The organism is Methylocella tundrae (genome assembly GCF_901905185.1).
Classification (GTDB): Bacteria; Pseudomonadota; Alphaproteobacteria; order Rhizobiales; family Beijerinckiaceae; genus Methylocapsa; species Methylocapsa tundrae.
Window position 1 is genome coordinate 49,172 of sequence record NZ_CABFMQ020000035.1, and the last position, 11,398, is coordinate 60,569.

Below are 11,398 nucleotides of genomic sequence, written 5' to 3' on the forward strand. Positions count from 1 at the left end.
AGTCCATCGCCGTTACGCTGCGCCCGGAGCGCTTTCCGGCGATGCGTCCCGAAAGGGCGATGGGCGGAGAGCAGCCGGACTGACAACAAAGGACTTCTGCGATTGGCCGTTCGCTTCTTTCCCGATTTGGCCGCCGTGGTTGGGGCCGGCAGCCTGTTCTGGCGCCGGCAACGCCGGCCGGCGGAGAACTCGGGCGCCTGGGTGATCGAAAAGGAGGTTCCGGAAACGTCGCCGGACGTCAGGGATTGGCGCGGCGCTGAGCCGGCCGGGCAAGACGATGCGTTCGTCGCGGCCGGGGACGGACGCGTGTCGTCGTTCTATGCTGCTTCGGAAGGCGTCCTTTGCGTCCGCCAACTGCGCAAAGCCTATAAAATGCGCCGCATCATCGAAGATGTGAGCATGTACGTGCGCCGTGGCGAGGCTGTCGGCCTCCTTGGCCCCAACGGAGCCGGCAAGACCACGCTCTTTTACATGATTTCCGGACTCGTTCGGCCAGATGCGGGACGGATCGAGCTCGACGGCCATGATGTGACGCGGCTGCCTATGTATAGGCGCGCCCGCCTTGGCATCGGCTATCTGCCGCAGGAGCCGTCCATTTTCCGCGGCCTCTCGGTTGAGGACAATATCAGGGCCGTGCTCGAGATCACGCAGCGGGACAGGCGCAAGCGCGAACTCGAACTCGAAGCGCTGCTTGACGAATTTGACATCAAGGCCCTGCGGAAATCACCGTCCGTTGCTCTCTCTGGAGGCGAACGGCGCCGCTGCGAGATCGCGCGGGCGCTGGCCAGCCGGCCCGCGTTCATCCTGCTCGACGAGCCCTTCGCCGGCGTTGACCCGATCGCGGTCGCGGACATCCAGCTTCTCGTCCATCACCTGAAACGGCGCGGGATCGGCGTTCTCATCACCGATCATAACGTGCGCGAAACATTGGGGCTGATCGACCGCGCCTATATCATTCACGCGGGGCGCGTGCTGACGGAAGGCGCGCCCGAGGAAATCGTCGGCAACGCCGACGTGCGCCGCTTCTATCTCGGCGACGATTTCCAGCTCTGATGCCCCTAATTCGCGTCCCGGCGCTCCCGCCTGCCCTCTTGGATGCTTGACGGAAAGTCGCGTCGCTGAAATCGCGCCATGCGGACGCAGTTTTCCATTGGCTCCGACAAAAATTTCGAAGAAAGTTTCATCCTGTGCGTGCAACCTCAGCAATTATGTTGTAAGCAAAAAACGGGCCGTTATCGTTTTCTGCGAACGCATTTGAGGTCGATCTAAACATGGCGCTTAGCACTAAGCTCATGATGCGCCAGGGACAGTCCCTGGTCATGACGCCGCAGCTTTTACAGGCGATCAAGCTTCTGCAATTTTCCAATATGGAATTGACCGCTTTCGTCCAGGAGGAGCTGGAACGCAACCCTCTCCTTGAGCGCGCCGAGGATGCGCCCGATCCGCTGGAGCCGCGCGGCGTCGAAGTCGGCGCGGACGCGGGCGACGCGCCGACCAGTCCCGATTTCAATGAACCGAGCGAGGCGGACTGGAATTCGGAGTCGTTTGCGACCGATCGCGGCGCTCTCGAGCAGAGCCTTGGAACTGAACTTTCCAACACCTTCGATGACGAGCGGACGGCGGCGCCGCTGGAATATGTCGAACATCTCGAAGGCGCCGGCCTTTCGGCGACCTCCTGGTCCGGATCGTCCGGAGGCGGGGCGGGGGATGGAGAAACGGCCAATCTCGAGGCCTATGCGGCGGCGCCGACCAATCTCAAGGATCACCTTGAAGCGCAATTGACCCTTGCCACGACCGATCGGATCGAGCGCCTTATCGGCCAGGTGCTGATCGATTCCATCGACGACGCCGGTTATTACGCCGATTCCCTCGCCGAGACGGCCGCCCGTCTCCAGGCGCCGCTTGAGCGAGTCGAGCGCGTCCTCAAGATCATTCAGGGTTTTGACCCTTCTGGCGTGGGCGCCCGCGACCTCGCCGAATGCCTCGCCATCCAGCTGCGTGAACGCGACCGTTTCGATCCGGCGATGCAGGCTCTCGTCGCCAATCTCGGCCTGCTGGCGAAGCGCGATTTCTCCGCCTTGCGAAAGATCTGCAACGTCGATGAGGAAGACATCCTCGACATGCTGGCCGAGATCCGTCAGCTCGACCCAAAGCCTGGGCGGGCCTTCGGCGGCGGCTCGATTCAGCCGCTCGTGCCGGATGTCATCGTCCGCGCCTTGGCGGGTGGCGCGTGGCACGTCGAACTCAACACGGAAGTATTGCCGCGCATTCTCGTCAACAACAGCTATGCGACGCGGGTGACGAAATCAAACGCCAGCGACGTCGACAGGACATTCATGTCGACCTGCATGCAGACCGCCAACTGGTTGACGAAAAGCCTTGAACAGAGGGCGCGCACAATCTTGAAGGTTTCAAGCGAAATCGTGCGTCAGCAGGATGCGTTCTTCCGTCTCGGCGTCGAACATTTGCGACCGCTCAATCTCAAGACCATCGCCGAGGCGATCGGCATGCACGAGTCGACGGTTTCGCGCGTCACCTCGAACAAATATATGGCGACGCCGCGTGGGCTGTTTGAACTAAAATATTTTTTCACCGCCTCGATCGCCTCTCACAATGGCGGGGACGCCCATTCGGCGGAATCGGTGCGCTTCCGCATTCGCAATATGATCGATCAGGAAACACCGGGCGACATTTTGTCCGATGACGCGATTGTCGCCAAGCTGAAGGAGGCCAATATCGACATTGCGCGGCGGACAGTGGCGAAATATCGGGAAAGCCTCAAAATTCGTTCATCGGTCGAGCGCCGCAGAGAAAAGGCGCAAGCCTATTGAGCTTTGCGCGGCTGGCAAAATGGCATGGAGCCGCCTGACTTTGCGTAACAAACAGGCGCCACGCGGGATCAACTCACCCGCATGGCCCATGTCTTGTTGTCTCGGCCTGGCTAAATTTATTTTGAGCGGCTACGAGGCCTACTCAGCCGTCCACAGGCAAATCTTGACTTCGAGGTCCGCCACGCCTAACGCTGCCCCAAAAGGCGGCTGTGAAGGTCGGCGTCGGTGGAGGAAGGAAGACGGTGGGCTTGCGCGATTCAAAAGGAAGGCCGCGATTGCGCGCGAAGCGGATCTGACGCCGCAGGTTCAGCGTAACGCCAACTCGGGCTTGGTCGCTCCAGCTGGAGGCCTGCCGCATTCGTGGCGGGGCCTGCGCAGGAGCTTCGATTTGACGCCGCAGGAACGCCCTCTTTCCTTTCTATGTCACGCTTCGATGGCCGAACGAATGTCGTCCATCGCACGTTTCAACGGGCGTGCTGAATCGACCCGGCGGCGCCGGACCTTGCGATATGAGCGCGGCTTGCGATAGAAGGATTGTTTGCCGCTCGCTTCCTATTATCGATTCGCCTTGATCCTTATCGGCTGAATGTCTGCGCGGGCGCAGAGCAGATTGCTTGGACTGACTTTATTGACAAACCTGATCACTCCCGAGGCGATCATCCCCTCGCTGAAGGCAAATTCGAAGAAGCAGGCGCTTCAGGAATTGAGCGAACGCGCCGCTGATCTTTCCGGTCTGCCCGCGCGGGAAATCCTCGACGCATTGATTCAGCGGGAGCGTCTCGGCTCGACGGGCGCTGGCGACGGCATTGCGATCCCGCACGCCAAGCTCGCCAAGGCGCATTCAATGTTCGGTATTTTTGCGCGCACGCCGCGCCCGATCGATTTCGAATCGATCGACGGCGCGCCCGTCGATCTGATCTTTCTCCTGGTGGCGCCGGAGTCGGCGGGGGCCGATCATCTGAAGGCGCTCGCCCGCCTCGCCCGCATGCTGCGCGATCCGGCGACGACAGCGAAGCTGCGCGCCGCGCGCGACGTCAACGCTCTTTACGCGGTGCTCAGCGAGGAGGCGGCTTCGCACGCGGCGTAATTGTCCGCCCGCGTTCACCGCCATGCTCGCGCCTGATAATCGATCATATATTTTTGCGGGGAGGCGGCGATCGCCGCCATGCCTGGCAGGACGACGTCGCTGGCGACGACAAGCCGTGTTCCGATTCCCTTCATCATTTCCACGAAGGGCGCCTTGTCCTCGAAACGAGCGCGGAATTTCGAGGGTTCGAGAAAGGTCGTGAGGCGCGGCAATATCCCGCCGGAAAAGGTGACGCCGCCCTTGGCCAGCAGATTGAGGGTGAGATCGCCCGCACAGCGGGCGGTAAGGGCCCAGACGAGACCGAGCGTTCGCGCTTCCTCGCCGTCCGGCCGGGCGTGCGCCTGCTCGACCAGCGCGATTTCATCCAGCGCGGGCGAGACAATTCCAGCCGCCTCGCAGCGCGCGTGGTGCAGGCGGGCCAGCCCCGGACCCGACAAAATAGTCTCAACGCTGACTCTTCCGTGAGCGGAAATGTCGATATGAGGCCAAATCTCGGCCTCGATGGCGCCGACGGGCCCGAAATCCACATGGCCGGCCTCGCTCGCCAGTGCAAGAAATCGCCCCTCGACCTCGATGAGCGCGGCGGCGCCGAGGCCTGTGCCGACGCCGATGACGAGCTGAACCCCAGGTTGCGGCGGGACCGGCGCTCCGATCGGCGTCGTCCAGTCATGCTCAAGCGCGGGAAGAGAGAGCGCCTGCGCTTCAAAGTCGTTGAGAAGCAGACCTTGATCCAGTCCAAGCTCCTGCGCGACAAGCGCTCCGTCGATCGACCAGGCCGCATTGGTAAGCTGGACGCTGCGGCCGAAAATGGGGCCGGCGGCGCAGGCGATCATCGAGCGCGGCCTGACGTCGAAGCCGGCGATCGCGGCGGCCGTCGCGACTTCAAAGCTTTCATAGGCCGCCGTCTTGACCGGCAGGCCCGGCAGGAGAGGCGCGTCAGGACTGCTCTTCAGCGCAAAACGCGCGTTGGTGCCGCCTATGTCGCAGAGCAGAACCGGAAAAGGAAACAGCAAGCGATCTGACTTTCATCGGTTTGCGGCGCGCCTGTCTGGACGCCATAACGAGCTGAAAACGCGGCAGCCGGAAAAGGTTTCCTTAAGCGGCGCAGTTGTTTTGCGCGGGGCCTTGGCCGGGCCGGTTTTGGAGCCTAAAATGGCTGACGCCCTAAGCGAGCTTAGGATTTTTGATTGCGCATCATCTTTATCCGAGAACCGGCGTCCGTCTCCGGAAATGATGCTCAGGAACGAAGGCCTTGAGATGACTTTCCAATATCATTCGCCATTTCCCCTCCGCAAGGACGAGACGCCGTTTCGCAAGCTCGACTGTGAGGGCGTGCGGCTCGAGACCTTCGGATCGCGCGAATTTCTCGTCGTCGACCGCGAGGCGATCCGCTTGCTGGCGGAAGCGGCGATGTCGGACATCAACCACCTCCTGCGTCCGTCCCATCTGGCCCAGCTCGCCAAAATCCTCGACGATCCGGAGGCGAGCTCAAACGACAAATTTGTCGCCTATGATCTGTTGAAGAACGCCAATATCGCAGCCGGCGGCGTCTTGCCGATGTGCCAGGACACCGGCACCGCTATCGTCATGGGCAAGAAGGGCAGGCTGGTCTTTACGGAGGGTGACGACCCGAGCGCCATAGCCGAAGGCATTCGCGATGCTTATGCGAAGAAAAACCTGCGCTATTCGCAACTCGCGCCCCTCAGCATGTTCGAGGAAGTCAACACCAAAACCAATCTGCCGGCGCAGATCGAAATCTATGCCGAGGGCGAGGACGCCTATAAGTTCCTGTTTATCGCCAAGGGCGGCGGTTCGGCCAATAAGACCTATCTTTTCCAGGGCACGCCGTCCCTCCTCACGCATGACCGCCTCGTCGAATTTTTGCGCGAGAAAATCCTGACGCTTGGCACTGCGGCCTGCCCGCCCTACCATCTCGCCATCGTCATCGGCGGCACGTCGGCGGAATTGAACCTCAAAACCGTCAAGCTCGCCTCGACGCATTACCTTGATCAACTGCCGACCCAGGGCGGCGAAGACGGCCACGCCTTCCGCGATCTCGAAATGGAGGCGGAAATTCTGCGTCTGACGCAGGCTTCCGGCGTTGGCGCGCAGTTCGGCGGCAAGTATTTCTGCCATGACGTGCGCGTCATCCGGCTGCCACGCCACGGCGCCTCGCTGCCGATCGGGCTCGGGGTCTCCTGTTCAGCCGACAGGCAGGCGCTCGGCGAGATCAACCGGCATGGCGTTTTTCTCGAAGAACTTGAACATGATCCGGCGCGTTTTCTCCCCGCCATTGACGAGGCGGCGCTCGGCGGTTCTGTCGTCAGGATCGACCTGACCCGGCCGATGCCCGAGATTCTCGCCGAGCTGACGAAGCATCCAATCAAGACCCGGCTGTCGCTCACGGGGCCGATGATCGTCGCGCGCGATCTCGCCCATGCCAAGATCCGTGAAAGGCTGGAGAGCGGCCAGCCGCTGCCCGACTATTTCAAGAACCATCCGGTCTATTACGCGGGCCCTGCGAAAACGCCGCAAGGCTTCGCCTCCGGCTCCTTCGGTCCGACGACGGCGGGCCGCATGGATTCCTATGTCGAGCAGTTCCAGGCGGCCGGCGGCTCGATGGTGATGCTCGCCAAAGGCAATCGCTCGCCACAGGTGCGCGAGGCCTGCGCCAGGCATCATGGCTTTTATCTCGGTTCGGTCGGCGGCGCCGCGGCGCGCCTCGCGCAGGACTGCATCAAGAAGGTCGACGTTCTGGAATACCCCGAACTCGGCATGGAGGCGGTGTGGCGCATCGAAGTCGAGGATTTCCCCGCCTTCATCGTCATCGACGATAAGGGCAACGACTTTTTCAGGGAACTGAATTTGGGGTGAGCGAGCGGGACATAGAGGCACGTTGGAAACCACTTGAACTTCAGGTCTCATGCCTGGGAGCGCCTCGAGACCATCCGGGCCTCTTGCGTCCTTCGAGACGGTCCTTGGGTTCTCTCTGTCCTCTGGATGAGGGCGCATTTCCAAACAAACTTTGGAAGCCGGCGCCTAACGGGCGCCGGCGGAAGAAAAATCGTCTAATTTTATAGACGAATCGCCGGATGTCGTCGACATTGGTCCTTCGAGAGCATTTCCGACTGGGGTGGCGGGGGGGACCGCGATCCCCGGCGGGGTGAACTCTCCGTCATCCGGCGCTAAGGCTTTCGCGAGAAATCAACGAGCTCCAATGTATCTTCGCTCCTCAGACGCTGATCGACACGAAGCATAATATGCCGCTTTACCCAATAGTTTATCGACGGCGCATAATATACTTCGGTTGTTATGTTTGATATTTTACTTGCGTCGCGTGTATTGTTTCGCGCTCTGTGAAAACAATTTTGTAGGTATCGAACGTTCCCGCTTTCGTGGTCACGGTTTCCTTAGCGATAACTTTTCCGCTTGTAGCGCCGCGCACGATCGTCCCTTTTTGCAAATTGCTCCCTGTGAACTCTTTCCGCCATTCCTTCCCTACTTCAATTGGAGTCGGGATTGCCTGGCCATTGTGACGATTTCCTTGTCGGTCACGTCAACGACCGTATAGGTATTGATGCTTGTAATGTCCCCGGTAACGTCGTCTTTCAACTCAAACGTCCAGCGATCGCCTTTGCGGGGACCATCCGAGAGCGCGTCGCTGGACGCCGCCGGAGAGTCTGTCGGCGGCGCTGGATCGGGCGATGGGATCGCATTCGACGTTGAGGTTTGAGCGAAGCCTGGGGTCGTGCTCAGCATATATAATAAAAATAGAGCGCGCATTTTGTTGAGCATATGCGATTCCTGAATTGGCGGCGTCAGAGAAAACCTAGCTCAGATCGAGCTGCCGTCCCAATGTCGCTCAAAGCAGGGGCGCGATGTTGTTATATCGGCCATATCCATTTGTTTACAAAGGTTTATGTTATTGAAGATCATCGCCTTCACGTCAAAGTGATGCTCAAGCGCTGGCGCGCCGCTCGCTGCAAAGCTCGGGCTTTGCGCAATAAAATCTTTACCGTCCGCTAATATGCGACCTTAAGGATCTCGACGCGCTCGATGCCCTTTGGCGTCCTCACCTCGACGATGTCGCCGGCCTCGGCTTTGAGAAGGGCTTTGGCGATGGGCGAGATCCAGCTCACTTCGCCAAGCTCCGAGCGCGCCTCGTCGACGCCGACGATGCGCACGCGTTTCGTCTCGTTCTGCGACGTCAGATAGTCGACCGTGGCGCCGAAGAATACGCGGCTGTGGTTTGTCTGGCGCGCCGGATCGACAACCTCGGCGATTTCCATTCTCTTGCGCAGGAAACGCAGGCGGCGGTCGATCTCACGCAGGCGGCGCTTGCCATAAATATAATCGCCATTTTCGGAGCGGTCGCCATTGCCGGCCGCCCAGGAGACGGTTTCGACGACCTTGGGCCGCTCGACCTTTTGCAACTCCGCAAATTCGGCCTGCATGCGCGCCAGGCCTTCGGGCGTGATGTAATTCTTGAGACCGGCGGGAAGCGGGGCAATCTCGTCTTCGAGATCGTCGTCGTCGTCGATTTCCTTGGTGAAGGCTTTGCTCATCGCCGCAAGATGGGCCGCGGCGAGCATCCTTTCAAGTACGCTCGACTCAACAGCGGGCACCGAGGGGAAGCGAGGTTTGATAGCCTAATGTTCGGCCTGAGCAAGCGCCGGGTTGCTCGACGAGGTGCCCTCGCTCGTCGCCGCGGGCCTGGCGGCGCTGTCGCTCCGATGCGGCGGCAGAGGAACATCCGCGAATTGCGGCACCAGCGGCTCGTTGGCCGCAACAGGCGCCGGCGCCGCGGGCTCTGCCGGCTCCGCTGGTTTCTCGCCGCCGAAAAGGTGCGCGAACATCCAGGGCTTCTCGGCCTCTTTCGCTGGCGCCGTGGGCGCGATGGCTCCGGTAACGTCCCGCGCGTCGGCGAGTTTGACATCCGGCGCGGACGCATTGAGTTTGCCCGCCGCCATCTGCACCACGGGCGACGCGCGGCCCTTCCTGGCCTTGCCTTCGTCGAGCGCGATGTCGATAGGTCCGCGCGCCAAGGCGTCCGGCCGGCTCGCATAAGCGAAGATGGAGGAGAAGCTCGGATGGCCGCCGCCGTCGGCGTAGACCGTGCGCACCGGCTTCACCCCTTGCGCCGCCAATTCGGCGACCTTGGCGTCATCGCGCGTTTCTTTCGCGGCGACCAGATTGCGCACGCCTTCATCCTGCTTCAACTGGGGACACGGGCCATCCGGATCAAAGCGTCCATTCACCGGAGTCGCATTGAAGACATAGTGCTTGCTACAGACGCCGACCGTCACCTCTTGCTGCGTCACCTCGAAATTATCCGAACCTTCCTTCAACTGCTTCCAGAAGCCGATGTTGGGATCAAGCCGGTACTTGGCCATGTTCTCTGCTGTCATGCGGAAGGGATAGGACTGCATCTGCACTTCGCGCTGGCCGGCGGAAAAACCCTCCCGCACAATGGCGTAGATTTCGCCGATCTGGGGGTCGGTCATCGAGAAGCAGCCCGCTGACGAACAAATGCCGTGCACCATGATCGAGCCGCCGTCATGCCCGAGCGCGCGATCATAGGCATTGGGATAGCCGACGTTGAAAGCGAGGTAATAAGCGGAATTCGGCTTCATCTGCGCCGGCGTGATCGAATAGAAGCCCTCCGGCACCTGGCGGTCGCCCTCCCGCGTCTTGGGACCAAGCTGTCCCGACCAGCGGCAGACGGGATAGGTCTTCAAAAGAGCGTAGCGCCCGTCCGACTTCATTTTCCAGATTTCGAGCTCTGATTCCTTTTTATACGTGCGGATGAGGACCGGCGCCGCCTTGGTCGTGTCCTTTTCCTTCATCAGGGCGAGGGTTTCGGGCGCGATCGGCGCATAGGCGCGCGAATTTGAGCCAAGGCCGCCCTCATCGCACCCCGACAAGAAAGTTGCGGCGGCGGCGATCAGCGCAAAGGCTCCGATGCGGAAAGAGAGAGCGCTTTTGGAACTCATTTGCATCTCGCGCGTTCAATCAGGTTTTGATCTGCGGCTGGGCTATAGTGTACAGCCCTTATCCCTATTGGCAAGCTGCCGAAGCCGGCCAGATTTCACGCTCAAAGGTTAAATAAACCCTTTGAATGGAACGCAAAATCGCAACAGGCCATCACGATCAGCCAACCATCGGCCAATTGCAGGTTTGACGTCGGAGGCCTCATTCGATTCGCGCGCCCCGAAGCCCTCTCAATCTCCCTCTCCAAAACGGCAGGAGTGAGGCGAAGCTTGCGGCAGCCTTGCTTCCAGGTTTCGCGGCCCGTGAAGCAAGGCTCCGCGCCCGAAGGGGGTGGGCGTCAACTCTGAATCTGAAAATTGTTTCTGTCTGTGGCTCTGATGCAACGCCGGGCGGCGACCCTCAGCCCATCAAAGAGCGCGCCCAATAGCGAGAAATTTATCCGCGCGGCTGCTCTTGATTTCATCATGCGACAGGATGAGGAGGCTCTCGAGCGCGCTCTCGATGGCGTCGCCAACGGCGGTGATGGCCGCCGCTGGATCACGATGCGCGCCGCCGATGGGTTCGGGGATGACGCCATCGATAATCCCGAATTTATAAAGATCCTGCGCTGTGATTTTCATGGTGGTGGCAGCGTCTTCCGCCTTCGCGGCGTCGCGCCAGAGGATCGACGCCGAGGCCTCGGGCGAGGCGACCGTGTAGATCGCATGCTCAAGCATCAAGACCCGGTTGCAGCTGGCGATGGCGATGGCGCCGCCCGAGCCGCCTTCGCCGACGACCGCGGCGATGTTGGGCACGCCGAGCGAGAGCGAGGCGTCCGTCGCCCGCGCAATGGCTTCAGCCTGGCCGCGCTCCTCCGCGTCGACGCCGGGAAAAGCGCCGGGCGTATCGACCAGCGAGATGACCGGCAGATTGAACCGATCGGCGAGCTGCATCACGCGCACGGCTTTGCGGTAGCCTTCGGGCCGCGCCATGCCGAAATTATGCTTGATCCTCGCCGCGGTGTCGGTGCCTTTTTCCTGCCCCATGATGCACACCGAGTAGCCGCGGAACCAGCCAAGGCCGCAGATCAGAGCGGCGTCCTCGCCGAATTGCCGATCGCCCGAGAGAGGTGTGAAACCGGTGATGAGGCCTTTGATATAATCGTTGAAATGGGGGCGCTGCGGATGGCGCGCCACCTGCGTTTTCTGCCAGGGCGTCAGGCTGGCGTAGATGTCGGCCAGCGCCTTCTCTGATTTGCCCTCCAGCCGCGCCAGCTCCTCGCTGATCGAGACGGCGTCGCCGCCCGACGCGAGCGAGCGCAGCTCCTGCACCTTGGCTTCGAGTTCGGCGACGGGTTTTTCAAAATCGAGATAGCTTCGCATTGGCGCTGGCTTGGTTGAGGCATGATCATGCAAGGAAACAAGGGGCGGCATGGTCAATCGATCATGCGTCGGGGAGGGCGGAAACTGGCGATTTTGCAGCGCGAAGTCAAGGATTTGACGAAGCGGGG

9 protein-coding genes are annotated in these 11,398 nt (G+C 61.0%); 4 read left to right on the forward strand and 5 right to left on the reverse strand.

Features of this window, described 5'->3' with window-relative positions:
• Positions 1–102: 102 nt before the first annotated feature.
• The 3 genes from lptB to ptsN all read left to right on the forward strand — a co-directional run bounded on the left by lptB (position 103) and on the right by ptsN (position 3,918).
• A complete protein-coding gene (gene lptB / locus MPC4_RS04450; RefSeq protein ID WP_244628839.1) occupies positions 103–1,053 on the forward strand; it encodes an LPS export ABC transporter ATP-binding protein in 951 nt (316 codons plus the stop codon).
• 218 nt (positions 1,054–1,271) lie between these two features.
• Complete coding sequence (gene rpoN, locus MPC4_RS04455; RefSeq protein ID WP_174511460.1) at positions 1,272–2,831, forward strand: RNA polymerase factor sigma-54; 1,560 nt, start codon at positions 1,272–1,274, stop codon at positions 2,829–2,831.
• A gap of 586 nt (positions 2,832–3,417) precedes the next feature.
• Positions 3,418–3,918, forward strand: a complete 501-nt coding sequence (gene ptsN, locus MPC4_RS04460) for a PTS IIA-like nitrogen regulatory protein PtsN (protein ID WP_134486109.1) — start codon at positions 3,418–3,420, stop codon at positions 3,916–3,918.
• A 14-nt stretch (positions 3,919–3,932) separates the two neighbouring features.
• Here the strand turns inward: ptsN and MPC4_RS04465 are convergent, their stop codons facing one another.
• Positions 3,933–4,931, reverse strand: a complete 999-nt coding sequence (locus tag MPC4_RS04465; RefSeq protein WP_174511461.1) for a glucokinase — start codon at positions 4,929–4,931, stop codon at positions 3,933–3,935.
• A gap of 244 nt (positions 4,932–5,175) precedes the next feature.
• Here MPC4_RS04465 and MPC4_RS04470 point away from each other — a divergent pair, with 244 nt between their 5' ends.
• On the forward strand, positions 5,176–6,792 hold the full coding sequence (locus tag MPC4_RS04470; protein ID WP_174511462.1) for a fumarate hydratase: 1,617 nt from the start codon (positions 5,176–5,178) through the stop codon (positions 6,790–6,792).
• Between the two features lie 624 nt (positions 6,793–7,416).
• Here MPC4_RS04470 and MPC4_RS04475 read toward each other — a convergent pair.
• The 4 genes from MPC4_RS04475 to MPC4_RS04490 all read right to left on the reverse strand — a co-directional run bounded on the left by MPC4_RS04475 (position 7,417) and on the right by MPC4_RS04490 (position 11,270).
• Complete coding sequence (locus tag MPC4_RS04475) at positions 7,417–7,713, reverse strand: hypothetical protein (protein WP_174511463.1); 297 nt, start codon at positions 7,711–7,713, stop codon at positions 7,417–7,419.
• Between the two features lie 227 nt (positions 7,714–7,940).
• Positions 7,941–8,510, reverse strand: a complete 570-nt coding sequence (gene greB / locus MPC4_RS04480; protein ID WP_244628840.1) for a transcription elongation factor GreB — start codon at positions 8,508–8,510, stop codon at positions 7,941–7,943.
• A gap of 57 nt (positions 8,511–8,567) precedes the next feature.
• A complete protein-coding gene (locus MPC4_RS04485) occupies positions 8,568–9,911 on the reverse strand; it encodes a L,D-transpeptidase family protein (protein ID WP_174511464.1) in 1,344 nt (447 codons plus the stop codon).
• Positions 9,912–10,316: 405 nt separating this feature from the next.
• On the reverse strand, positions 10,317–11,270 hold the full coding sequence (locus MPC4_RS04490) for an acetyl-CoA carboxylase carboxyltransferase subunit alpha (RefSeq protein WP_174511465.1): 954 nt from the start codon (positions 11,268–11,270) through the stop codon (positions 10,317–10,319).
• Positions 11,271–11,398 lie beyond the last annotated feature (128 nt).

What these genes read in the sequence shown, in the direction of transcription:
- MPC4_RS04485 (WP_174511464.1), bottom strand. Translation starts at nt 9,911, where the DNA reads ATGAGTTCCAAAAGCGCTCTCTCTTTCCGCATCGGAGCCTTTGCGCTG.
- rpoN (WP_174511460.1), top strand. Translation starts at nt 1,272, where the DNA reads ATGGCGCTTAGCACTAAGCTCATGATGCGCCAGGGACAGTCCCTGGTC.
- ptsN (WP_134486109.1), top strand. Translation starts at nt 3,418, where the DNA reads ATGTCTGCGCGGGCGCAGAGCAGATTGCTTGGACTGACTTTATTGACA.
- greB (WP_244628840.1), bottom strand. Translation starts at nt 8,510, where the DNA reads ATGCTCGCCGCGGCCCATCTTGCGGCGATGAGCAAAGCCTTCACCAAG.
- MPC4_RS04490 (WP_174511465.1), bottom strand. Translation starts at nt 11,270, where the DNA reads ATGCGAAGCTATCTCGATTTTGAAAAACCCGTCGCCGAACTCGAAGCC.
- MPC4_RS04475 (WP_174511463.1), bottom strand. Translation starts at nt 7,713, where the DNA reads ATGCTCAACAAAATGCGCGCTCTATTTTTATTATATATGCTGAGCACG.
- MPC4_RS04470 (WP_174511462.1), top strand. Translation starts at nt 5,176, where the DNA reads ATGACTTTCCAATATCATTCGCCATTTCCCCTCCGCAAGGACGAGACG.